Source organism: Pseudoalteromonas sp. L1, assembly GCF_021728095.1.
Lineage (GTDB): Bacteria > Pseudomonadota > Gammaproteobacteria > Enterobacterales > Alteromonadaceae > Pseudoalteromonas.
The window spans coordinates 71,515-95,215 of sequence record NZ_JAKKCT010000008.1 but is presented as its reverse complement, the minus strand read 5'-3'; the positions used below and the strand labels follow the sequence as shown (position 1 = coordinate 95,215).

The 23,701-nt window shown below is 41.9% G+C and carries 27 protein-coding genes; 19 read left to right on the top strand and 8 right to left on the bottom strand.

Features of this window, described 5'->3' with window-relative positions; genetic code table 11:
- Nucleotides 1-7 precede the first annotated feature (7 nt).
- Nucleotides 8-454 (top strand): TerB family tellurite resistance protein, encoded by a 447-nt coding sequence (locus L3V38_RS18890; RefSeq protein ID WP_130149208.1) that lies wholly within the window; start codon nucleotides 8-10, stop codon nucleotides 452-454.
- Between the two features lie 17 nt (nucleotides 455-471).
- Here the strand turns inward: L3V38_RS18890 and L3V38_RS18885 are convergent, their stop codons facing one another.
- On the bottom strand, nucleotides 472-1,041 hold the full coding sequence (locus tag L3V38_RS18885) for an NAD(P)H-dependent oxidoreductase (RefSeq protein ID WP_237120357.1): 570 nt from the start codon (nucleotides 1,039-1,041) through the stop codon (nucleotides 472-474).
- A gap of 115 nt (nucleotides 1,042-1,156) precedes the next feature.
- Here L3V38_RS18885 and L3V38_RS18880 point away from each other — a divergent pair, with 115 nt between their 5' ends.
- Nucleotides 1,157-2,050 carry a LysR family transcriptional regulator gene (locus L3V38_RS18880; protein ID WP_237120356.1) on the top strand — a complete coding sequence of 298 codons (894 nt, stop codon included), beginning with the start codon at nucleotides 1,157-1,159 and terminating at the stop codon, nucleotides 2,048-2,050.
- Here the strand turns inward: L3V38_RS18880 and norR are convergent, their stop codons facing one another.
- A complete protein-coding gene (norR, locus tag L3V38_RS18875) occupies nucleotides 2,051-3,613 on the bottom strand; it encodes a nitric oxide reductase transcriptional regulator NorR (RefSeq protein ID WP_237120354.1) in 1,563 nt (520 codons plus the stop codon).
- Nucleotides 3,614-3,769: 156 nt separating this feature from the next.
- On the opposite strand from norR, the gene L3V38_RS18870 reads away from it, so the two are divergent.
- Nucleotides 3,770-5,002 carry an NnrS family protein gene (locus L3V38_RS18870; protein ID WP_237120352.1) on the top strand — a complete coding sequence of 411 codons (1,233 nt, stop codon included), beginning with the start codon at nucleotides 3,770-3,772 and terminating at the stop codon, nucleotides 5,000-5,002.
- Between the two features lie 29 nt (nucleotides 5,003-5,031).
- Nucleotides 5,032-6,195 (top strand): NO-inducible flavohemoprotein, encoded by a 1,164-nt coding sequence (gene hmpA, locus L3V38_RS18865; protein WP_237120351.1) that lies wholly within the window; start codon nucleotides 5,032-5,034, stop codon nucleotides 6,193-6,195.
- 33 nt (nucleotides 6,196-6,228) lie between these two features.
- On the opposite strand, the gene L3V38_RS18860 is transcribed toward hmpA, so the two are convergent.
- From L3V38_RS18860 to L3V38_RS18845, 4 genes are all read right to left on the bottom strand, one after another.
- Nucleotides 6,229-6,603 (bottom strand): hypothetical protein, encoded by a 375-nt coding sequence (locus tag L3V38_RS18860; protein WP_237120350.1) that lies wholly within the window; start codon nucleotides 6,601-6,603, stop codon nucleotides 6,229-6,231.
- Complete coding sequence (locus L3V38_RS18855) at nucleotides 6,596-8,221, bottom strand: S41 family peptidase (protein WP_237120349.1); 1,626 nt, start codon at nucleotides 8,219-8,221, stop codon at nucleotides 6,596-6,598. The genes L3V38_RS18860 and L3V38_RS18855 overlap by 8 nt, the downstream gene beginning before the upstream one ends.
- Nucleotides 8,222-8,333: 112 nt before the next feature.
- Complete coding sequence (locus L3V38_RS18850; protein WP_237120348.1) at nucleotides 8,334-8,966, bottom strand: endonuclease; 633 nt, start codon at nucleotides 8,964-8,966, stop codon at nucleotides 8,334-8,336.
- A 156-nt stretch (nucleotides 8,967-9,122) separates the two neighbouring features.
- Nucleotides 9,123-9,842, bottom strand: a complete 720-nt coding sequence (locus L3V38_RS18845; RefSeq protein ID WP_237120347.1) for a hypothetical protein — start codon at nucleotides 9,840-9,842, stop codon at nucleotides 9,123-9,125.
- 157 nt (nucleotides 9,843-9,999) lie between these two features.
- Here L3V38_RS18845 and L3V38_RS18840 point away from each other — a divergent pair, with 157 nt between their 5' ends.
- Nucleotides 10,000-10,380 carry a hypothetical protein gene (locus tag L3V38_RS18840; RefSeq protein WP_062568350.1) on the top strand — a complete coding sequence of 127 codons (381 nt, stop codon included), beginning with the start codon at nucleotides 10,000-10,002 and terminating at the stop codon, nucleotides 10,378-10,380.
- A gap of 5 nt (nucleotides 10,381-10,385) precedes the next feature.
- Here the strand turns inward: L3V38_RS18840 and L3V38_RS18835 are convergent, their stop codons facing one another.
- Nucleotides 10,386-10,826, bottom strand: a complete 441-nt coding sequence (locus L3V38_RS18835; protein WP_062568349.1) for a hotdog fold thioesterase — start codon at nucleotides 10,824-10,826, stop codon at nucleotides 10,386-10,388.
- 161 nt (nucleotides 10,827-10,987) lie between these two features.
- Here L3V38_RS18835 and lexA point away from each other — a divergent pair, with 161 nt between their 5' ends.
- From lexA to L3V38_RS18810, 5 genes are all read left to right on the top strand, one after another.
- Nucleotides 10,988-11,605, top strand: coding sequence for a transcriptional repressor LexA (lexA, locus tag L3V38_RS18830; protein WP_062568348.1), 618 nt, complete (start codon nucleotides 10,988-10,990; stop codon nucleotides 11,603-11,605).
- 513 nt (nucleotides 11,606-12,118) lie between these two features.
- Nucleotides 12,119-13,261, top strand: a complete 1,143-nt coding sequence (gene coxB, locus L3V38_RS18825; protein ID WP_237120345.1) for a cytochrome c oxidase subunit II — start codon at nucleotides 12,119-12,121, stop codon at nucleotides 13,259-13,261.
- The gene (ctaD, locus tag L3V38_RS18820; protein ID WP_130149182.1) at nucleotides 13,261-14,853 is read left to right on the top strand and encodes a cytochrome c oxidase subunit I; all 1,593 of its coding nucleotides are present in this window, start codon (nucleotides 13,261-13,263) and stop codon (nucleotides 14,851-14,853) included. The genes coxB and ctaD overlap by 1 nt, the downstream gene beginning before the upstream one ends.
- Nucleotides 14,853-15,407, top strand: coding sequence for a cytochrome c oxidase assembly protein (locus L3V38_RS18815; RefSeq protein ID WP_237120344.1), 555 nt, complete (start codon nucleotides 14,853-14,855; stop codon nucleotides 15,405-15,407). Before ctaD ends, L3V38_RS18815 begins: the two co-directional genes overlap by 1 nt.
- A gap of 11 nt (nucleotides 15,408-15,418) precedes the next feature.
- Nucleotides 15,419-16,294: a cytochrome c oxidase subunit 3 gene (locus tag L3V38_RS18810; protein WP_130149180.1), complete on the top strand. Its 876-nt coding sequence runs from the start codon at nucleotides 15,419-15,421 to the stop codon at nucleotides 16,292-16,294.
- On the opposite strand, the gene L3V38_RS20285 is transcribed toward L3V38_RS18810, so the two are convergent.
- Entirely contained in the window at nucleotides 16,194-16,505 is a 312-nt protein-coding gene (locus L3V38_RS20285) for a DUF2909 domain-containing protein (protein WP_341803478.1), read from the bottom strand. The two genes, L3V38_RS18810 and L3V38_RS20285, sit on opposite strands and share 101 nt — an antisense overlap.
- A gap of 14 nt (nucleotides 16,506-16,519) precedes the next feature.
- Here L3V38_RS20285 and L3V38_RS18800 point away from each other — a divergent pair, with 14 nt between their 5' ends.
- From L3V38_RS18800 to L3V38_RS18760, 9 genes are all read left to right on the top strand, one after another.
- Complete coding sequence (locus L3V38_RS18800) at nucleotides 16,520-17,269, top strand: SURF1 family protein (protein ID WP_237120343.1); 750 nt, start codon at nucleotides 16,520-16,522, stop codon at nucleotides 17,267-17,269.
- Nucleotides 17,250-17,744 carry a transmembrane cytochrome oxidase associated protein gene (locus L3V38_RS18795; protein WP_130149177.1) on the top strand — a complete coding sequence of 165 codons (495 nt, stop codon included), beginning with the start codon at nucleotides 17,250-17,252 and terminating at the stop codon, nucleotides 17,742-17,744. Before L3V38_RS18800 ends, L3V38_RS18795 begins: the two co-directional genes overlap by 20 nt.
- Before the next feature lie 19 nt (nucleotides 17,745-17,763).
- Nucleotides 17,764-18,753, top strand: coding sequence for a COX15/CtaA family protein (locus L3V38_RS18790; RefSeq protein WP_062568341.1), 990 nt, complete (start codon nucleotides 17,764-17,766; stop codon nucleotides 18,751-18,753).
- A gap of 9 nt (nucleotides 18,754-18,762) precedes the next feature.
- Nucleotides 18,763-19,671: a heme o synthase gene (gene cyoE, locus L3V38_RS18785; protein WP_237120342.1), complete on the top strand. Its 909-nt coding sequence runs from the start codon at nucleotides 18,763-18,765 to the stop codon at nucleotides 19,669-19,671.
- A complete protein-coding gene (locus L3V38_RS18780; RefSeq protein ID WP_237120341.1) occupies nucleotides 19,668-20,285 on the top strand; it encodes an SCO family protein in 618 nt (205 codons plus the stop codon). Before cyoE ends, L3V38_RS18780 begins: the two co-directional genes overlap by 4 nt.
- A 169-nt stretch (nucleotides 20,286-20,454) precedes the next feature.
- Complete coding sequence (locus L3V38_RS18775; RefSeq protein WP_237120339.1) at nucleotides 20,455-20,727, top strand: STAS domain-containing protein; 273 nt, start codon at nucleotides 20,455-20,457, stop codon at nucleotides 20,725-20,727.
- Between the two features lie 9 nt (nucleotides 20,728-20,736).
- On the top strand, nucleotides 20,737-21,099 hold the full coding sequence (locus tag L3V38_RS18770; protein WP_130149168.1) for a response regulator: 363 nt from the start codon (nucleotides 20,737-20,739) through the stop codon (nucleotides 21,097-21,099).
- Between the two features lie 15 nt (nucleotides 21,100-21,114).
- Nucleotides 21,115-23,202, top strand: a complete 2,088-nt coding sequence (locus L3V38_RS18765) for a chemotaxis protein CheA (protein ID WP_130149167.1) — start codon at nucleotides 21,115-21,117, stop codon at nucleotides 23,200-23,202.
- On the top strand, nucleotides 23,199-23,684 hold the full coding sequence (locus L3V38_RS18760) for a chemotaxis protein CheW (protein WP_130149166.1): 486 nt from the start codon (nucleotides 23,199-23,201) through the stop codon (nucleotides 23,682-23,684). Before L3V38_RS18765 ends, L3V38_RS18760 begins: the two co-directional genes overlap by 4 nt.
- Nucleotides 23,685-23,701: the final 17 nt, after the last annotated feature.

Here is a 23,701-nt window from a genome sequence, read left to right as displayed (position 1 = left end):
AAATGTGATGCTCAATAAAATAAAACAGCTATTTTCAGCGATGGACGATACTCAATCAAATATTAGTGAGCATGACCTAAAAACAGCGGTTGCCGCTTTATTAATCGAGGTTATGCGCGCCGACAGTGAGCTACAAGATGATGAGCAACAAACACTGAATGACACCTTAAAGAAGTATTTTTCTTTAACAGATGATGAAGTTCAGGAGCTCGTTGATAGTGCTGCTAAGAATTTAGATGAAGCGATTGATTATTTTCAGTTTTCTAAGCAAATAAATGCGCAGTGTAGTGCCGAGCAGCGTATTGATATTATCGAGCTGTTATGGCGCTTAGCCTATGCTGATGGCGAATTAGATAAACATGAAGAGGTTGTGATTCGCCGTGTCGCTAGCCTCTTGTATGTGACTCATGAAGATTTTATCGCTGCGAAACTGGCAGCGACAAAACTCAACTAAGGGCTATTAAATTAGGCTTACTTATTTAATTTACTTGCCACACTAACAAGTTGTTGAGCTAGGCTGGCAACTTGTTCGGCTGTATCGGCATCATTAATGCGGCCTTGTTCATCTAATTTAGTGTGGATGGCAGGTACGGCTAACTGATCCGCAAGTACTAAGCTGCCAATACCTGATAAAATATCACGCACGTGGTTTAGACCGCGTAAGCCACCTAACCCACCTGGCGAAGAAGCATACAAAGCGGTTACTTTATTACGAAATGCCGGTACTGCACCTTGCTCAGTGCGAGATGCCCAATCGATAGCGTTTTTAAGTGGTGCCGTAATTGAGCCATTATATTCTGGGCTTGCTAATAAAATACCATTAGCAGCACGAAGCTTATCTTTTAACAATTGTGCGCCAGTAGGCGTACCTTGCGCTTCAATATCTTCATCAAATAAAGGTAAGTCTAAATCACTTAATTTAATCACTTCTACTTCAGCACCACTTTCGAGGGCGAAGCGTGCAGCTTCATTAATCAGTTTTTGATTAAAGCTGTCTTTACGTAGGCTGCCTGCTAGGGCAATAATTTTTGGTGCTGTCATGATGGCTTCCTTTTTTAAGCTTCACTGTTGATATACTCACTGTAGCAAAAAACAGCTTGCAGAAAAGCCAAATAAACGCAAAACTTATGTGCGTATATGCACACAAGGAGCTGTTATGGCAATTCAATTTGGTGATTGGCAAGATGTAAAAGTCGCTTATGAGGTGGCAAGGCTCGGCACGTTAACCGCTGCTGCCGAATCGTTAGGTGTTCACCACAGCACAGTACTAAGAAGAATCAACAATTTAGAAGATAACCTTGATGCACGGTTATTTCACCGCCATGCCCGTGGTTATACAGTGACAGAAATTGGCGCTAAGTTGTTTGCGACTGCAAAATCGATTAACGCTGAACTTGAAAAACTTCACAACGATATCATTGCTGCTGATAGCCAACTGCGAGGCAGCTTATTATTAACTACGGTGAGTGGTTTTATTGATGTGCTCAGTGATGTTTGTGAGCAGTTCCAAAGTTTACACCCACAAGTGCAGCTTGAGGTTATTCTTGACCAAAATCGTCTACGACTCGACCATGGTCAAGCGCATATTGCTGTCAGAGCGGGCCCGCGCCCTGATGAAGGTGACTATATTGCCCAGCACTTAGCGGAGCTATCATCTGGGTTTTATGCCTCAAAAAGCTATATTGAAAAATATGGTATGCCAAAGAGTATTCAGCAGCTAGAGCAGCATAGTTTTGTTTCTGGGGTGGCTGGCTACAACGGTAAAGTGCCTTATTTTGCTTGGGTCGATGAGCACATAGCATCAGCACAAATCAAACTTAGAGTATCAGAAACATCAGAAGCAACCCGGGCTATTGTTAGGGGGCTTGGTATTGGTGGTTTGCAGCACGAAGTGGCAGAGCAGTACTCTGATTTAGTGCCAGTGCTTCATAAAGAACTAAACTGGCCAACAGATCTTTGGCTGGTGACACATCATTTGGTGCACCGTACTGCCAAAGTGCAAGCTTTTAGTCAGCTACTAAAAGCGTACTTTAAAAAGACAACAGGCTAGCTAGAGTGACTTTTTAACACTAATGCCTAGCCGTTTGGCTAGGCGCACAAGGTTGGCCCTATCAACACTTAAGCTGCGTGCTGTGGCTGCCCAGTTTAGGTTGTGTAGTTCAAGTTGTTGCATTATCAACTGATAACTAAAAGCGTCAGTTGCCTCTTTGAGTGATAAGCGAGAGGCTTTTTGTTCGTTAACTGCAACAGGGCTTGGTGCCGCAACGGCCGTTTTAGCAATATCACAATGCTCAGGCTCGATTGTGACAATGCTTTGTTGCCATTGCTGCTGCTTGGCTTTGAGTGCTGCGCGACTAATAACGTGTTCAAGCTCTCTCACATTGCCAGGCCAATTATATTGACGCAGTAGTAATTGTGTATCGCTACTAAGCTTAAGTTGTTTAATTGCCAATTTTTTAGATGTTTGCTCAATAAAAAAGCCTGCCAATAAAATAACATCGTTATCGCGCTCTTTTAACGGTGCAACATGCAATGGGTAAACGCTTAAGCGGTGATAAAGGTCTGCACGAAAGCGCCCCGCAGCGACTTCTTGTTTTAAATCGCGGTTGGTTGCTGCAATCACTCTGACATCAACATAACGGCTTTGATCTTCCCCCACCGTTTGTACTTCACCACTTTGTAATACGCGTAGTAGTTTACTTTGCATCGCAAGGGGTAACTCGCCAATCTCATCTAAAAATAGCGTACCACCATCGGCGAGTTGAAACTTACCCTGGCGCGCAGTATGTGCGCCAGTAAATGCGCCTTTACTGTGGCCGAAAAACTCGCTCTCAGCCAAGTTCTCTGGTAATGAAGCACAGTTGAGATGGATAAGAGGCTGTTCGCGGCGTTTTGAGTTTAAATGGATATTGCGCGCAACAAGCTCTTTACCCACGCCGGTTTCACCTTGGATCAATACGCTGAATTCTGAGGCAGCCACCAGCTGGATATCATTTTTAAGGGTCAGCATTGCTTGGCTATTACCAATAATTTCGACACCTTCTCGCGTCAGCGCTTCAAGATTAAGCTGTTGTGCAACTTGATGGCTGTGCTGTGCATGTTGCATAAGATGCTGCAAGGTTAGGGCATGCTCAACATAACCTGCTGCTAGCTGTTTTAGTTGATTGAGCTCGTTCATTGCTAAAGCGTCAAAGGCATGTTCATCTAAACTATCAAAGGTTAAAACACCGAGTAGTTCGCTGTTGTCTTTACTGCTCTGCAGCGGCACACCCATGCAGGCATGAACAGGAAAGTCGCCATGCTGGCTTTGTAATAAACCATCGTAGGGGTCGGGTAGGCCACAATCTTTGGCAAATTTTAGCGGTTCACTGCCACGGCATATTTCAAATAAGCGCGGATGCTCCGCTATTTTAAAGCGCCTTCCTAACGTATCGTCCGACAATCCATGTAGGGCTACAGGTTTTAACACATCACCTTGTTTCAATAATAAGGCAACTGCATCACATTCAAGCCAATCATTAATGCAATTCAATAAATAGTTGAAATTGTAATCAACACTGCTTGCTTTGGTAAGGGCAAGAGCAACATCAAGAAGGGATTTTTTGATCGCCATGTCAATTTGACCTGAAAGTGTTTTATTGATGTTTTTAATGGTGTGTCATTTTGACTTTTTTATCAAGTGGTTAAATATAATTGACTGATATTTAATGGCTTTTATTTTTGGCTTGAACTGTGCAATAGCTGGGGAAATTAAACGCTGAGAGTGGTAATGAAAGTCATTAATTTAACAGAGCCAATGCCAAAAAAAGTAAAGGCTCATCAAGTCAGTCAATGGCCTATTTGGGCATTGGCGTTTAGGCCTTACTTTTTGGTTGCTGGTGTATTAGCCGTGGGTTCTATGAGTTATTGGTTACTCATGCTAAGCGGTTATGCCAACTGGCATTTAACTGTACCAGCTACGCTTTGGCATGCCCATGAAATGCTATTTGGTTTTTCAGGTGTTGTTGCTATGGGGTTTTTACTGACAGCAGCGCAAACCTGGACTGGTGTTCCTAGTGTCAGTGGCAGCAAGCTTTGTCTAATGACTGCTGTGTGGTTATTAGCACGTTTGAGTTTCTTTTTACCTGCCATAATAACAGCGAATTTTAATTTATATGTGGTGGGAGTGTTTCAGCTTATATGGTGGTTAGCCGGCATTATTACCCTTAGTAATATGTTGCTCAAAGCAAGTAGTAAGCAGAATTACGTGTTTATCGCTATTGCCTCCATGCTATGTGCTCTTAATATTATTTTTTTGGCATTGGTGATTGCTGAAAATATGCTCTTTGCGCTCAGTGTTGTGGATACAGCGGTGATTGTGATGACTTTATTGGTTGGTATTGTTGCAGGCCGTGTTGTGCCATTTTTCACCGCGCGAGGGTTGAATCTTACCGAGCAAGTTCGCCTACCAAGGCTTGATAAACTGGTTGTTGTAAGTTCTTTATTTGCTATTGCTTGGTTCTTCTTTAGTCAATTATTCTTTAATCAAATGAGCGTAGGTTGGGTTTTTGCTTGGCTTGCTTGTTTGCATTTTTATCGCAGTGTCGCTTGGTGGCAAAAGGGGATACTAAAAGTACCTCTGTTATGGTCACTACACCTTTCATATTGGGCTTTGAGCATAGGTTTACTCCTAATTGCACTGAGCAACTATAGTTCGTTCATTTTATTTAAAGATGCGCTGCATTTTATCACTGTAGGTACGATTGGCTTAATGATCTTAGCTATGATGGTTCGTGTGTCTCATGGTCATACCGGCCGCCCCCTAAAAGTGCCATTTATCATTACCTTAGCATTTGTGTGTATTGCCATTGCTGCGATTATACGCGCTCTCCTTGTATCTTTGATAGGTCACCACTTGGCATGGCAACTGAGTGCAATGCTGTGGATAGCTGGCTTTTTATTGTTCTTATTTCATTGCGTGCCCATTTTAGTTAAACGTCGTGTAGATGGCCGCGTGGGTTAATTACTCCCTTTATAAATAGAGGAAACTATATGTTGTCTGAAAAAACGATCGAGATTGTTAAAAGTACAGTACCGTTGCTAGCAGAGGCGGGCCCTCAGGTTACTGAATACTTTTATGATCGTATGTTTAGTTATAATCCAGAGTTAAAAAATATTTTTAATATGACCCATCAGCAATCAGGCTCTCAGCAATTTGCGTTGTTTAATGCGTTAGCTGCCTATGCTACAAATATTGATAATCTTGCTGTTTTGAAAGACGCTTTAGCGCGTATAAATCATAAGCATACTAGTTATCACATTTTACCTGAGCACTATCCGATTGTAGGTGGTCACTTAATTGCAACGCTTAAGGCGTTGCTGCCTGAGCAGTTTACCCCTGAGGTTGAATATGCATGGCGAGAAGCGTATGCACTGCTTGCAGATGTCTGTATTACAGAAGAAATGGCACTATACAACAAAACTAAGCAAGCCCAAGGTGGTTGGTTTGGTACACGTTTATTTACTATTTCACATAAGCATATCGAGTCAGAGCATATTTGTAGTTTTACTCTGACTCCTTGTGACGGTAAAGCGGTGGTGTCACATCTACCTGGGCAATATTTGGGTATTAAAGTTAAACCTGAAAACAGTGATAATACTCAAATTCGCCAATACTCTATTTCGCAGCAAAGTAATGGCGAAAACTACCGTATTAGCGTAAAGCAAGAAGGTTTAGTCTCCTACCATTTACATAGCTTACGTGAAGGCGAGGTAATTGAAGTTTATCCTCCAGCAGGCGACTTTGTACTTCGCGAAATCGACTCGCCTGTCGTATTGATTTCAGCGGGTGTTGGTCAAACCCCAATGATGGCGATGCTAGAAACACTATTAGGTAATCAACCTAATCAGTCAATCCATTACCTACATGCTTGCGACAGTGAGGCGCAGTTTGCCTTTAAAGAGTATTTAATAAAGCAACAACAAGCGCACGCTTCATTGCATTGTGTTACGTGGTTAAAAGATGGCAAGGGGGGAGATTTTGCGGGCTTGATGGATGTAAACCACATCGCTGATAGCTTACCAATTAGCAAAGGTGACTTTTACCTGTGTGGTCCAATCGCCTTTATGGCAATGATAAAAGAGCAGCTGCTAAGTATTGGGGTTGCAAGTGAGCGCATTCACTATGAGGTGTTTGGCCCTCATCAAAGCCTATGATGACAAGGGCGCAGCCTCTGCTGCGCCTGATTGTTAGTTAACTTCGCACTCTACATTAGGAAGTGGAATACGGCGCTCTTTTTTGGGGTAGTAAAGCAGGCATTGCTCGCCTGCTTTTTGCAACAGAAACTTCTCAGAAGGAATTGAATGAGCGCCCATTATTGGCAATCCATCAGGTCCTTTTCCTGTACCATGATCAATTAAAAGCACAGCACTTTTGGTGAACACATCATCAGCTAAGGTCACTAAAGCCCCCCCTTTAGCTGATTGAATGGCCTGTTGTAACTCGGTAATCACGCCTGGGTTGATGCGAGTTAACGTCGCATCTAGCGGTTGTTTTGCTTGGGTACTTTGACACGCAGTTAAACTCATCAGTAATGATGAAATAAAGAAGTATTTTTTACTCATCGCTATTTCCTTTTGTTGGTAAGGGGCGTGTTAAGTCCATATTCTCTTTATATAGCGGTTGTTTAGGAACGAGTGGTAAGCCTGTATCCGCTAACGCATTGACTGAGGTGTTGGGCTGTTTGATTTTTGCTGTTTGAGTTGAAATAGGGCAGCGATTATTCGCGATATGGAAAAGTGCTGTAGATAATAAACCTTCGTTTTTATCGCCCAACTGATGGTTAAAATCGTCTGCAGCCAGACAACCTTGCACGTCGGCGTCAAACTGCGGAGTAGGAGTCGGTTTTAAGCCATCTGAATATTCACCGAACCCCTTTTCATTCACTCCTGAAAATTGAATAGTAAAGTAGGTTGTTGCACAGTTATGAGTTGGATTAAACCCGTACGGTTTACCACAAGTCTTATCACCAATTAGAATAACCTCTGCGTTGATGCCTTTGAGCCCATTAATAAATGCTTCTGATGCCGAGCAAGTTCCTTCAGTGCTAAGCACATACACTTTTGATAAGTTTAAATCGGGGAGTGTGTTGTTAGTCGCTTGAAAAGTTGAATAATCAATTTCAAAGTCAATAAATGGAAAGGGCGTATCATTGGGTTGTTTGTCGTTTCTAATGGTTTGATAATAGTCAAAACCTCTACTATTGGCAGGGCCTGCAACCATGTAAGCAAGTTGTGCAGAAAGAGCCAATACGCCACCACCGTTGTATCTAAAGTCAATCACAAGCTCATCGATCATATCGGTTTTGAACTTATTAACAGCATTAATAAGCTCAGGCTGGGCGATGCTTATGTGACTATTAAACTGCATATAACCAACTTTGGTGCCATTTTCAGTGATCAGTGTATTCACATTTTGCACAGGGGTTTGGGTTATATTACCTGCTACCACATTGATTGATTTGTCAGTACCATCATTGCTTCGTAGTTTAAGGTTATGGGTGCTGCCAGCTGTGGGGTTGAACAGTACTTCATTCAAAATTTCAATGCCAGCTTCGGTGTTGTCGTTAATACTTATATTATCCGCCGATAAAACCGTATCGCCGCGTTGTAAACCCGCATTGGCGGCAGGTGAGCCATCCTCTAAATAGGCAATGCGTAGTATTCGAGGTGGTGTGTTACTAAGAAAAGCCCAGTTGATTCCGTAGCCCGATACAACACCAGATTGCGACTCTTTGAAAAAATCTTCAGTTGGCTGACTAAAATGAAAGTTGTCTTTGTTAGCGCCTGAGTCTGTCGTTTGAAATGTTTTCAGTTGAGCGTAGTAGGCTGCAACTGAGCTAAAGTCATTAGGGTTGTTGTCTTCGATTTCATCGTACCAAAGGTATGTTTCATCACTCCATGAGCGTAACCACATTTTTTCTGTAAACTCAGAACCAGCAGTGTCGGGGTAAGGCTGATTTTCATTGAATGGATCATTTCCTGTGCGAGGGACGGCGCATTGATCTTTAAACTCGCTGGATGGCGCAAATGTACCGGCTGTCCAAACAGTGGAAGAGTTAGCGGGAGGTGGAGTTACTGTATCTGTGTCAGAGTCTAACGAACTGCCCCCACCGCAAGCCGTTAAATAAAGGCTTGAAAAGAGAAAAAAAGTCGCCTGCGCGAGTTTGTTACTTTTAAACATGAGATTACTTTCCTGTAAACAGTTGTTGAAAAAGTATCAGTAAGTATACGCGATGACAATAAAGGGCGATCTAAATAGTGTAAATAAGTGTATAAATTTTCAGCGCATCATGTCAGTCTGCAGGTTCAAGTTTTTGCCATGCTTCAAAGAGCTTCTGTTGTTTGTTTGAAATAGCGAGTCCATAGGTTTTTTGCATATAGAAGTAAGTATCTGCAATGCGCTTTCGAGCATAAACTGGCGGTTCAACAACACGCTGTTTAAAGTCAACCTTAACAGGACATGCTCCGTACTGTTTGATGTTATTGGCTACCATACCAAAACGATAGTTAGAGCGATCAGCATTAATTTCACCGATGGCTGGTGCTAAGTTATTTATGTCAGCTTCCATTTGACGAAACTTTTTACTCACTTTTCGGCAATTTTTTCTACCACCCTCTTGCCAGCACTGCAGTTGATGACCAAACTCCCAAGCAGGTACAATATGCTCCCACTCAATACGGTGTGCCCGTATATTTTGTTTACCAGAACGAGTGACAGCATTTCGCGGCAGGTAGCCGCATCGCGTTGGATCAGGCACTAACTTTTTACCCTCACGTTTTATATCACAATCACAATATAGGCTCTTAGTGTCGTTTGGTAAGGTTTTTATTAGATATTTTTTGGCACTAGAAAAGCTAGAAAATTGCTCCGCAGAGGCAGAAAAACAAACCCCAAGGCAAAATAGTAAAGAGAAAAATAAACGCATATCCATCACATGTGTGAACTACAGGATTTGCTATTGTAGAGTGATAGCTCTAAAAGAAAAAGAGTTTGATTGTTATCGAGATAATCAGTCCGGACAATTCAAACTTCGACAAGTTATAAGCAAGGCACCAAAACAGTGGTGCCGATGCTGGTAGGATTATTTACTGATAATTGAAATTGACTTACGGCGTTTTATACGTAGGTTTTGTAGTAATAATAAAATGCCAGAAAGACAAAACAGTACGCTGGTGGCTGCAAAGCTTATAAGTAAGGGGTTATTAAAGTCCTCGCGCTCGTCGTAATCCATAATATGCAACATCCAGAAAAAGTCGAAAATACGCCAAATAGTGCTGCGTACTGTAATGACCTTACCTGTAGCGCTATCTAAATACAGGGTAGTTGTCAGCCAGTCATCAAAGCTGACTTGCCAAACATTCGCTTTGTATGCAATTTCTCTGGGTCCTTTTGCTAAAAGCTGTACTTGAGAGGTCTTTGCACTAATGAGTAGGTGTGCTTTAGCATTTTCAATAATCTCAGATTCACTTGGCCTAGCCATTGCCTCACCCGTTATACCATCAAAGGTAAATGTACCGTTTAAAGTGGCAATTTCAATAGTGGGTTTTGTGAGTAAGTGGCTGTATTTTATATCACTAATTTGCTCAAACTGAGTTGTTATTGCATCAATTGATGCCATGTAATCATGTACTTTAAATGGATTACTGAGGCTGCGTTTAGCTAAGTGTTTGCCATGTACTTTTTCAAGAGGAATGGCGCTCATTACCAAGCCACCCAGCAGCCAAAAAAAGATTTGTATGGCGAGCAAGTAACCTAACCATTTATGCACTTTGCGGGCATATTTGAACATACGTTTATTCATAGAAAACCACTTGTTATTTTTGTATAGGCGCTATTGTAAAAGCTTAAATTAGGCTGCCAATGCGGCATAATGTCGCATTAACTGTATTCTAGATTTGGTATATAGACAAAACTGCGTTAAAGTTCCAATCGCTATTAATAGAGGGTAAAACGAAGGTATGTCGGAAATTCAATTTTTAAATGTAGACTTGGAGCTTGAATCAAAACACGATATAAGTGCACTGGTGGCTGATTTAAAGAAAAACGCCATGGTCTTACATTATGACAAAGATGAATATCGTCAACTTGCTCGTATTGAAGCAACAGCTGACATTAGCACGCCAGATAAAGCAATTAATCAATTATGCGAATTAATTGAGTCATGTTCACGCAATGCATTGAAACAGTGGCTTTCGTGTTCAAAACGAACATTTGATATTGGTTTTGAGTCAGGTGACTCGCCAAAATGTTTTAATCAAGCCCTGCACGCAGATACCTTATTACGTATTTCAGCCATTGGCGCAGGGATCGAAATTACCATCTACCCGGTTCAGAGCTAAGCTCGCTATCTTCGTTCTACCACTGCTGCGGTCATACGTGATACGCAGCACAGTTCACCTGCCGCATTACTAATTTTAATTTCCCAAACCGATGTTCTTTTCCCTAGATGAATAGGGCGTGTAATTGCTGTAAGTACGCCTTTGCGTGATGCTTTGAGGTGATTGGCATTTATCTCTTGGCCGACACAATAAAACTTTTCGAAGTCAACAACAAAATTTGCCGCATAACTGGCCACAGTCTCAGCTAGCACAACATTTGCGCCTCCGTGTACCATCCCCATTGGATTATGGTGGGCTGGTATAGCGGGCATGGTGGCAACTAGGTAGTCATCACCAATTTCGGTTATTTCAATGCCCATGGTTTTCATTAAAGTTCCTTCACCTGTAATGCCTTGTGCAAATTGCTGGCATTGCTCTAAAGTGATTGGCTGGTGCCAAATGCTCATGGTATTTCCTTAGCAAGCTAATTAAAGCTACTACCATATTGCATATAACTGTGCTGTTCAATGTTAGTTTTGTAGCAAAATGAGGTGGCTAATTTAAATTTGCGATTTTCAGATAACTGTATATACTCACAGTTAAATGTACTGTATGGAAAACCAGTTGTATGCGCCCATTAACGAAACGCCAATCGCAAATATTAGAACTTATTAAAGTATTTATTAAAGATACGGGCATGCCGCCAACTCGTGCCGAAATAGCTCAAACGCTTGGTTTTAAAAGTGCCAATGCTGCTGAAGAACATCTTAAAGCGCTGGCTAAAAAAGGTATGATAAAAATGAAGCCTGGTGCGAGTCGTGGTATTCAGTTAGTTGAAGAAGATGAGCCAGAACAACTAGGACTCCCTTTAATTGGTCGTGTTGCCGCAGGTGAGCCAATTTTAGCGCAGGAACATGTAGAGAGCCATTGTCAGGTTGATCCATCTTTGTTTAAGCCCGCTGCAGATTTTTTACTACGTGTTAATGGCATGAGTATGAAAGATATAGGCATTATGGATGGTGATTTACTGGCAGTACACAGAACACAAGTGGCTGAAAATGGTCAAGTTGTCGTTGCGCGTGTTGATGAAGATGTGACTGTAAAACGCTTAGAAAAAGCAGGTCGAAAAGTCCTCCTACATGCAGAAAATGACGAGTTTGCACCGATTGAAGTTGATCTCGAACACGAATCTTTCAATATTGAAGGATTGGCAGTTGGCGTTATTCGTAATGCTGATTGGATGTAACGCTAATATACTTAAGTAACTTTAGTGTTCTCAGTCATGCTCGTTTTTTGTTTTGATGTATTGTACTGAGTAAGATGTTTCCAAAATGGTGCGTCAAACTGATTTAATTTGGTGCGACGCCGCTTTTTACCTATTTAGCATCGATTTGTGACCCCTTAGCGTTGCTGGGAGTCCATGTATAGCGCAGTTTTCCTTTCTTTTTGAGTTTTTGCTCTTCTCCTTTTTTTACAAATAACGCTCTGATTATAGTTGTTATTTTTGCACCAAAATAAACATTTCTTAGATTAAAAACTTGCTTATTGTTCATTTTTTAACTAATTGGTTAATACATTGTGTTAACACCGTTTTACTAAAAAGACACAAAATAATGTGCTGTGGTGTTAAACGATGAGCTTGTATCAGATTTCTGTCGTGTTGGTACGTGTTTGCTCTTAACAATAAAAATACGAATGGGCACCTAGCTGTACGCCTTTTCGCTTTGCGTCTTGCAATAGCATCTAAAGGAGCTGTCACATGGGTAAAATGCGTTATGCCTTGTGGCTTATATTAGTGTCTCTACCGCAGTTAGCATTGGCAAATAGTCAATTTAATATGCGTAAAGGGGTAACTGATATAAGTAATAATGTTTATGAGTTACACATGACGATATTTATTATCTGTTGTGTAATCGGCGTCATCGTTTTTGCGGTGATGTTTTGGGCTTTAATACATCATAGAAAATCAAAAGGGGTAAAGCCTGCCCAATTTCATGAAAGCACAAAAGTTGAAATTCTTTGGACTGCCATTCCGTTTGTGATTTTAATTGCCATGGCTGTGCCTGCCACAAAAACCTTAATCGCCATGGAAGATGCCTCTAAGGCGGACATCACCATTAAGGTCACGGGCTCTCAATGGAAATGGCATTACGAATATATGGGTGAAGATATTGCCTATTACTCGATTTTATCGACACCAAAAGATCAAATAGATAACCAAGCTGAAAAGACAGCAAATTACTTACTTGAAGTCGACAAGCCGCTGGTTCTTCCTATCAATAAAAAAGTACGCTTTTTGATGACTTCTGACGATGTTATTCACTCTTGGTGGGTTCCTGATTTTGCGGTGAAAAAAGATGCAAATCCGGGCTTTATCAATGAAGCATGGACACGAATTAACGAACCTGGTGTTTACCGGGGCCAATGTGCTGAACTGTGTGGTAAAGATCATGGTTTTATGCCTGTTGTGGTTCAAGCATTACCTGAAGATGAGTTTGCAACTTGGTTAGCTGATGCCAAACAAGAAAAAGCGAATGCGGCAGCAGCGGATGCTGCATTACTTGATCAAACACTTGCGAAAGAAGAGTTAATGACACTAGGTGAGCAAGTCTACATGGCTAGCTGTGCAGCATGTCATCAGCCAACAGGTATGGGGCTACCGGGCGTATTTCCTGCGCTTAAAGGCAGCCCTATTGTACTAGGTGATGTTAAAGATCACATTGATATTGTGCTTCATGGCAAGCCTGGTACAGCAATGCAAGCATTCGATAAACAGCTTTCAATTAAGCAGCTTGCAGCTGTCATTACGTATAAACGAAATGCTTGGGGCAATGATACGGGTGATGTTATCCAGCCGAGTCAAATTCAAGCAGCGATTGATGCAGCAGCGGAGGCGAACTAATGAGTAACGTTATTAATGAGCAAGCCACTGAGCATGCGCATCACGACCATCACCCTGCTAAGGGTTTCAAGCGTTGGTTATATACAACAAACCATAAAGATATTGGTAGTTTATACCTCATTTTCTCACTAACCATGTTTCTAATTGGTGGTGCGATGGCAATGGTGATCCGCGCAGAGCTTTTCCAGCCGGGTCTGCAACTTGTTGATCCACACTTTTTTAATCAAATGACGACAGTACATGGTTTGATCATGGTATTTGGGGCTGTTATGCCTGCCTTTACTGGATTGGCCAACTGGATGGTGCCAATGATGATTGGTGCACCTGATATGGCTTTGCCAAGGATGAATAACTGGAGTTTCTGGATTCTACCTTTCGCCTTTTTAATCCTGTTAGCTTCATTGCTTATGCCTGGTGGTGGCCCTGCATTCGGTTGGACTTTTTATGCGCCACTGTCGACTACTTATAGTAACGATAACACCGCACTCTTTGTCTTCGCTGTGCATATCATGGGCATTAGTTCAATCATGGGGGCGATTAACGTTATCGTGACCATTGTGAACTTAAGAGCCCCTGGCATGACATGGATGAAGCTGCCATTGTTTGTTTGGACATGGTTGATCACCGCATTCTTATTGATTGCTGTGATGCCTGTGCTTGCCGGTGCGGTGACCATGGTGCTCACTGATAAATACTTTGCGACCAGCTTTTTTGATGCCGCAGGGGGGGGCGACCCTGTGATGTTCCAGCATATCTTTTGGTTCTTTGGGCACCCTGAGGTGTATATCATGATTTTGCCGGCGTTCGGTATTATCTCTACTATCGTGCCGACTTTCTCACGTAAAAAGCTATTTGGTTATGCCTCTATGGTGTATGCAACTTCATCGATTGCGCTACTTAGCTTTATCGTATGGGCACATCACATGTTCACCACAGGCATGCCAGTTGCGGGTGAGCTGTTCTTTATGTACGCCACTATGTTGATTTCGGTACCGACAGGCGTAAAAGTGTTTAATTGGGTCGCTACCATGTGGCGAGGGTCAATTAGTTTTGAAATCCCCATGATGTTTGCCATTGCTTTTATCGTATTGTTCACCTTGGGAGGTTTCTCTGGCTTGATGCTCGCGATCACACCTGCTGATTTCCAATATCATGATACTTATTTTGTGGTCGCACACTTCCACTATGTACTCGTTACAGGCGCCGTATTTTCTATTATGGCGGGAGCCTATTACTGGCTGCCAAAATGGACTGGCAATATGTATAACGAAACCTTGGCGAAATGGCATTTCTGGTTATCACTGATTAGTGTCAATGTGCTGTTTTTCCCAATGCATTTTGTTGGCCTTGCTGGCATGCCGCGCCGTATCCCTGATTATGCTCTGCAATTTGCAGACTTTAACGCCATTATTAGTATTGGTGGGTTTGCGTTTGGTTTATCACAGCTGCTGTTTGTGCTGGTGGTATTTAAATGTGCCAGAGGCGGCGAAAAAGCACCTGCTAAGGTATGGGACGGTGCAGAGGGATTAGAGTGGGAAGTTGATTCGCCCGCACCTTACCACACCTTTGAGACACCGCCGGAGATTAAGTAATGAATCATGCACCTTTGCTCAAAAAGCTCCTGCTAGCATGCCTTGGTATGTTTGCATTTGCCTTTGCATTGGTGCCGCTTTACGACGTGTTTTGTGATGTTACGGGCTTAAATGGCAAACCTTCTCTTGAGAAGGCTGTAGTGAGTGACACAGTTAATACTGAACGCTCGGTAGATGTAAGCTTTACAACACATGCACAAAGCGGAGCACCATTTAAAGTTGAGTCTCAGCAGTACAGTGTCGCTGTGCAGCCAGGCGCTATGCGTGAAGTTAAGTTTAGTGCTAAGAATACCAGCAGCACAGACAAAATAATGCAAGCAATCCCCTCGGTATCACCAGGAAAAGCAGCTAAATACTTACACAAAATAGCCTGTTTTTGCTTCGATCAACAGCCAATGAAAGCAGGTGAAGAAATCGAGTTTACCTTATTATTTTATGTCGATACTGAGCTACCGGATGATGTTGAAGAACTGACATTGTCCTATACCGTGTTTGATATTAGCGGGCAGGTTGTGGCTAAAAACGATGAAGCCGCCAAGCTAATTGCTAATTAGGAGCAAACAAAATGAGTCAGAATTACGAAAAATATTATGTACCAACTGAAAGTCCGTGGCCGATTGTCGGTGCAATTGCGATGTTTTTAATTGCTGTTGGTGCTGGCTTAACTGTAATGCAAGTCAGTGGCGAAGGCAGCAGTGGTCAATATGTACTGTATTTAGGCATTGCGATATTAATTTATATGGTTTTCAGCTGGTTTAGGAACGTTATTGAAGAGTCGCATAAGGGGCTTTACTCAGCACAAATGGACCGTTCATTCAGGCAAGGCATGAGCTGGTTTATATTCTCTGAAGTAATGTTTTTTATGGCGTTTTTCGGTGCACTTTTTTATGCCCGTATGATTTCTGTACCTTGGTTGGGGGGGGCTGGTAACAATGCCATGACCAACGAAGTACTTTGGCCAACCTTTGAAGCCGTATGGCCTCTTTTGACCACACCAAGTGGTGACACAACACAGGCTATGGGCTGGCAAGGGCTCCCATTAATTAACACCCTTATTTTACTTACCTCTTCGGTCACTATTCACTTTGCTCATGTGGCAATGGAAAACAATAAGCGTGGTGCGCTAAAAGTATTCTTATCGCTCACCGTGTTATTAGGTGTCGTTTTTTTAGGCTTACAAGTATATGAATATATGCATGCTTATCAGGATCTCGGTTTAACCCTAGATGCGGGGGTATATGGCAACACGTTCTTTTTATTAACTGGTTTTCACGGTATGCACGTGACCTTGGGGACGGTAATTCTGTTTGTCGTACTGTTGCGTATATTCAAAGGTCATTTTAGTAGTGAAAAGCATTTTGCGTTTCAGGCCGCAGCTTGGTATTGGCATTTTGTTGATGTGGTTTGGCTGTGTTTATTTGTATTTGTGTATGTGCTGTAGCGTGACGAAGAGGTGATGGGTTGGTGTGAATAAAGCCCAATTTCATTGCGGCAATAATGATCACCAACACAACAACAGAGAAAAGTACTCTGCGTCCTAAATAGTGTGACATAGGTCGTGTGGTCTGTTTTGCTGACATCATTACAAACAGTGCTCGAAAAAGGTTAAACACAATATATAACAATAACAACACAATGATGATTTTTATCATTTTAGGTTTCCTTGATGCAGTTAATTTTATGGCGTAAACAAAAGCTTAGTTCAATTATCGCAATTTGCGTTGTGGTGTTTGCGGTGCTGATTTGTTTGCGTTTAAGTGTTTGGCAGTATCAACGCGGTGAACTAAAACAGCAGCAATTAAGTCAGCTCGCTGTATCAAGCCAACAAGGTGTTATGGATTGGCAAGCACTGCAAAGCTTACCCGATGGTGTTAACAAAACGGGCTTACAGGTCAAAGTCTCTGGGGTGGTTAATAAACAACATTACTGGCTACTTGATAATCAAATATATCAAGGGCAAGTAGGTTATGACTTACTTGCAGCTGTAAGCATCGAAGGAGAAGTAGCCCCTTTAATTGTTAATTTTGGTTGGCTCAAAGCCCCCGCTGATCGCAATCAATTGCCAGCAGTGGCTTGGCCTAGCAGTGCGCTTATTACAGCGACAGTTCAAATAAAACAAGGCCAGCTTCAAGGCTTTACTTTAGCGGATGAGATTGGTGCAGAAAGTGGCTGGCCTAAACGTATTCAGGGAGTCGATTTAGCCATTTTTAGTCGTCAATTAGAGCAGCCGTTACACGCCTTTATTGGTTATCGTAAAGAAGCAGACGGCTTAGCAACACCCCATTACAAAAGTGTTGTGATGGGTCCTGATAAACATTACGCCTATGCAGTGCAATGGCTGCTAATTGGCTTGGCCTGTGTTGTTATTGCGTATTTTGCGATGAGAAGGAGACATCATGAAAATAAATCCACTTAGTTTGTTTGCTCTGTGTTGTTTTGTGCCCCTTATTCTGGCCTTTGCAGCATTAAAGCTTGAGTGGTTGCCAAGTGGCTCTAGTAACCATGGTGAGCTGTTAAAGACCGAAGTAAAACTCGCTGATTGGCAGCAAGGTGATCCTAAGCAATGGACAATTGCACTTAACTATCCAGATGATTGCCAATCAAGGTGTGAAAAGCAGCTTGCGAGTCTTGAAAACTTATACGTTGCTCTAGGAAAAAATCAGCAAAAAGTGGATGTTGCTGTGTTAAGTCGGCAGCAAAAAACAGCAGCGAATTGGCGCCATTTAGAAGAAAACGCAGATCTTCAAGCGGGGGACTTATATTTAGTCGATCATATGGGACTGGTTGTTTTGCATTACCCCTATAAAAACGAACCTGAAGAGAATCGGTTAATTCAAAAAGGCTTACTGAAAGATTTAAAAAAACTACTCAACTACGCACGTTCAAGTTAATACTCGGTAAGGGGCAATAATGTATAAAAATTATAAATATTTAGTCTTATTTACGTGTTTTCTATCTGTTTTAGTGGTGGGGCTTGGGGCATATACGCGGTTAAGTGATGCAGGGCTTGGTTGCCCTGATTGGCCTGGATGTTACGGATTTTTAACTGTGCCAAAGCATGAAACTGCACTTTTGCATGTTGAGCAGAATTATCCAGATATGATGTTTGAAGCAGCAAAAGCATGGAAAGAAATGATTCATCGCTATTTTGCAGGAGCATTAGGCCTATTTATATTGGCGTTGTTTGTATTTGCTTGGCTGAAACGTCAATACCCTACTACCCCAGTGAAACTACCGCTAGCACTTTTATTGCTGGTGGTTTTTCAAGCGGCCCTAGGAATGTGGACAGTGACCATGAATCTGCAACCTTTGGTTGTTATGGGGCATTTATTGGGTGGGTTTAGCATCTTATCTTTAGTGTTTTTACTATATTTGCGGCTGACCTCTAAGCCTATTACTGGCGGTGATGCAGGGGCGAGGCCTTATTACAGATTAGCGCTGATAGGGTTAGTGGTGTTGGTATTACAGATAGCTTTAGGCGGTTGGCTTGCGGCTAATTATGCAGCCCCGCACTGTAATGGTTTACCACTATGTAGTTACGGGCAGCCGTTTTCACTCTCAAGTGTGTTTCAACTGCCGCTCGAGCACAGTACCTATGAGTATGGCGTGTTATCTCAACAGGCACGCATGTCTATACATTTGCTACATCGCATATGGGCACTGGTAACGTGTGTGGTGCTTGCGTTGATTATGTGGCGAATCTTTTCGAAATCCTATTCTCGAAAGATCAAGCACTGCACTGTAACAGTACTGGTGGCCTTGTTATGCCAGATTTGCTTGGGTCTTGCCGTCGTGCATTGGCATTTTCCATTAGGCGTCGCACTTGCTCATAACTTAATGGCGGCATTGTTGCTTTTGAGCATGGTTAGACTTTGTTTTCATCTAAAAGCAAGAACTTAGGGGGCTGGGATGGCACTTATTTTAACAACTGAAAAATCAGTAACAGCGCAGATCACTGAATTACTGAAGGACTATCTAGCAATAAGTAAATTTAAAGTTGTTGCGATGTTAGTACTCACGGCTTGGGTAGGATTAGCACTTGCACCTGATATGGGAAGAGATGTATTTGTTCAATTAGCAAGTCTACTAGGCATAGGTTTATTATCTGCAGCTGCGGCAGTAATAAATCATGTCGTTGATAGCGAAATTGATAGCAAAATGGCACGCACACGACATCGTCCTGTGGCAAAAGGCCGCTTAAGTAAGCTGCACGCTCTTAGTTTTGCCGCCACCATTGGCGTACTTGGGTTTATTATGTTGATGATCTGGGCGAATACGCTAACTGCTGTGCTTACGCTGTTTGCTTTGGTTGGCTATGCTTTTATCTATACTTCTTTTTTAAAACGAGCAACCCCACAAAATATTGTCATCGGTGGACTTGCTGGTGCGATGCCACCTTTATTAGGGTGGGTATCAGAAACAGGGCACATGGCAGCTGCGCCCTGGTTATTAGTGATGATTATTTTTACTTGGACACCGCCACACTTCTGGGCGCTGGCTATTGCGCGTAAAAGTGATTATGAGCGGGCAAAAATCCCTATGTTACCTGTCACTCACGGCATTGAGTTTTGCAAAACATGTGTAGTGGCATACTCAATTTTATTGGCCTTAGTATGTGTATTGCCTTACCTAATAGGCATGTCGGGGATTATTTATTTATTTGCTGCAAGTGCCTTAAATGCGGTTTTTATCTATAAAGCGCTAAAACTTAAGTTTGCGCCTAAAGAGGGTACGGCAATGGACTTATTTCGTTTTTCAATCGTACATTTAATGCTACTCTTTATCGCCCTATTTATTGATAAGTGGTTTCTTGTATGAAGCATTTTTTAGCTGTGCTAATGGTATGCCTTAGCCTTATTATCATCGGTTGCGGTAGTGAGAAGTCTGCCCCTGATGTTTCTGCGCTTGTGTATGAGAAGGCAAAGCCAATAAGCCCTTTTTTATTAACTGACCAACATGGAAATCCTGCTGATAATAGTCAATTAAAGGGGCATTGGAATTTACTGTTTTTAGGTTACACCAGCTGTCCTGATATTTGCCCTATGACATTGGCAAAACTTACAAGTGTACAAAAGCAATTGAGCAACAATTATGACGTACAGGTGTGGTTTGTTGCTGTCGATCCAAAGCGAGATACAACGGCTAAACGCAAAGCTTATATTGATTATTTTAATACTGATTTTTTAGCTGTATCAGGGTCGCATAAACAGCTATTTCCTTTTGTGCGGGAGCTTGGCTTAATTTATGCGATTAATGATAGCGATGAGCAAGAGTATGCTGTCGACCATAGTGCTTCGGTGGTGATGGTTGATCAGGCAGGGGCTGTGCGAGCGATTTTTAAACCTGAATTTAAGCAAGGTAGTGTGCCTTTGATTAATGCCAAAACATTAACGCAAGAGTTTAAGGAAATTGCTGACTATTATGCTCTATAACTTGTATAGAGAAGTTAAGTATTTTAAAAGAGAGCAGATGCTCTCTTTTTTTATTTTTCCTCTAACCTACTAAAAAAATTTACTATTTTTTAATTTAAAAAATGGCAATTTTATTAACTCAGTCTAAGCTTTTGTTATGAATTATTAAAAGCTGTGTAAGAGCGCGTTAATGATAAAGCTTCCTACTGAACTCGCAATTACTCATGTTGAGTCACTACACCAAGATTTACTACAAGAATTATCGTCAAATGATGATATATGTCTTGATATCAGTGAAGTAACGAGAGCCGATACTGCGTCAGTACAGCTACTGTGTGCATTGCAAAAACATTTGCTTTCGGTTCAGCATAAAATTATTTGGGTTGGACAAAGCGAGCCGTTGCAACAGGCAATTAATAGTTTGGGATTAAGTCATTACCTTGTGCTTGAAAATGCCAATTAAGAGGTTTTTATGAAAAAAATTTTAGCAGTCGATGACTCAGCATCAATGCGACAAATGGTTGGTTTTACCCTTAAAAAAGCGGGCTTTGATGTGACCGAAGCAAAGGATGGCAGCGAAGCATTGAGTATTGCAAAACAGCAGGGCTTTGATGCGGTTATTTCTGATGTCAACATGCCGGTAATGGATGGTATTACACTGATAAGAGAGTTACGCACTCTACCAAACTACAAATTTACTCCCTTACTTATGCTGACTACAGAATCGGGTCTAGATAAGAAATCAGAGGGTAAAGCTGCTGGCGCAACAGGCTGGATAGTGAAGCCTTTTAACCCAGAGCAATTGTTAGCGGTATTAAAAAAAGTGATTCGCTAACAATAGGAGCGGGGCATGAGTATAGATCTAAGCCAATTTTTTGAAGTGTTCTTCGAAGAAAGCTTTGAAGGACTCGATGCAATGGAAGCTGAGTTATTAAACCTAGTTCCAGGCGAAGAAGACTTAGAAACAATCAATACTATTTTTCGCGCTGCACATTCTATCAAAGGAGGTAGCGGAACATTTGGATTTACATCGGTAGCTGATTTTACCCACGTTCTAGAAACCCTTTTAGACCAAATTCGTGAAGGCTCACGAGACTTAACTGCTGAGCATGTAAACCTACTTTTAAAGTCAGTTGATTGTTTGCGGGCATTATTACGTTCACTGCAGGCTGAGCAACAGCCCGATTTAGCGGAGGCTGATGAACTACGTATAAAATTTGAAGAAATTTTAGGTATGCGTGCAGCAACAAAAGCCGTGGCAAGTGATACAAATAGCGAAGAGCCCGTCACAGAAAGTAGTCGCAATACCTTTCAGATAGACTTTAAGCCTCACCACCATTTATTTAAAACAGGTAACGAACCGCTTTATATGATCAGCGAGCTCGCTGAGCTAGGTGATCTTGAAACTCAGGCATTTCAAGATGATGTGCCAGATATTACTGACTTTGCACCTGAAGAGTGTTTTTTATCTTGGCGCTTCTTTTTAACCACAGATAAAGAGCAAAGCTGCATCGAAGAGATTTTTGAATGGGTCGAAGATGATGCTGACATCACCATTACGCTATGCGGTGGATTATTTGGTGATGAACTAGAAGAAACAAAAGTAGCACAAGCAGCCACAGATACAGAGATCAAAGAGGCAGAAACTGCGGCTAAGCCAACGGCGGAAGTGAAGAAATCAGCTCCTGTTAAATCAGCCGCGGCCAATACAGAGTCTACTTCGATTCGTGTTGGAATCGATAAGGTGGACTCACTAATTAACATGGTCGGTGAGCTCGTTATTACACAAGCCATGCTTAGCCAGTTGGGTGAGCAAGAGATAACTGAAGCAACCATTGCCTCTTTACAAGAAGGGCTTGCTCAACTCGCTCACAACACTCGGGATTTACAAGAAAATGTGATGCGTATAAGAATGTTGCCGATTAGCTTCGTTTTTAGCCGTTTTCCACGTTTGGTGCGTGATATTTCTCAAAAACTCGACAAGCAAGTTGAGCTAAAGCTTTTAGGTGAACAAACCGAGCTGGATAAAACTGTGATGGAGAAAATCTCTGATCCTATGGTGCATCTAGTCAGAAATTCACTTGATCATGGTCTAGAGACAGTCGAAAAACGAGTCGCAGCAGGTAAAGATCCGGTAGGTACCGTTACGTTGAATGCTTTTCATCAAGGCGGCAACATTGTTATTGAGATCATGGATGATGGACAGGGTTTAAATACCACGAAAATCCGTGAGAAAGCGATAAAAAATGGCTTAATTTCCGAGTCTGATGATCTTAGTGATAATGAAATCAACGAACTCATTTTCTTACCTGGCTTTTCGACCGCAGATCAAGTGAGCGATCTATCCGGACGAGGCGTCGGCATGGATGTGGTAAGAAGAAATATTGAAGCACTGAGCGGGTCAGTCGAAGTATCTTCAGCCCCCGGGGTAGGCTCAACCTTTACTATTCGTTTGCCACTGACATTAGCGATTCTTGATGGCCAGTTAGTTCGTATTGCTGAGCATACTTACATCATTCCACTCATTTCGATAATTGAATCTCTCCAAATAGATATCAGTAAAGTAAGTCGGGTAGGCAAGGATTTAGACGTATTGCGCCTACGTGATGAATATATTCCTATCTTACGTTTATACACTATTTTTAATCACCAAGGTGCGATAGAGACGCTTGATAAGACCTTGTTAGTTGTTGTTGAAAGCGACAACCAAAAAGTGGGTCTATTGGTGGATGACTTACTGTCTCAGCAACAAGTGGTTATCAAAAGCTTAGAAGCCAATTATCAAAAAGTAGATGGTGTGTCTGGCGCAACAATATTAGGTGACGGTCGGGTTTCGTTGATTGTTGATATTAGTGGATTGATTAAATTATCAGGCCTGAAAAAACCGGGAAGCCAAGAGCTTATCATCGAGTCTAAAGCTAGTTTGGAGGCGTCATGATTACACCGCAAGACGACCTACATAACAAATTAACTTTAGAACAAGATCAGGATGTGAAACAGTTTCTAACGTTCATTATGGCAGATGAAGAATATGGCGTTGATATTTTAACCGTTCAAGAAATTCGCAGCTGGGAAGAGATAACCGTCATTCCAAATGCGCCAGATTTTGTTAAAGGGGTAATAAATCTGCGAGGAACCATAGTGCCTATTATTGATTTGCGGCGTCGCTTTGCGATTCCTGCTATTGAGTATGGGCCGCTTACGGTGGTGATTGTTCTTAAGGTGAAATTAGAAAGCACAAGTAAAATTATGGGTATCGTTGTCGATGCCGTCTCGGATGTCTATAGCATTGCTGAGCATGAAGCAAAAGCAGTGCCCCACTTATCAGATTCGGAGCATGCGCAATTTGTGGCAGGTTTGGTGAATGTGGGTGAAAAAATGGTCGCATTATTAGACCTACAAAAAACGATGGACATTTAATTGGGTTGATTAACAAG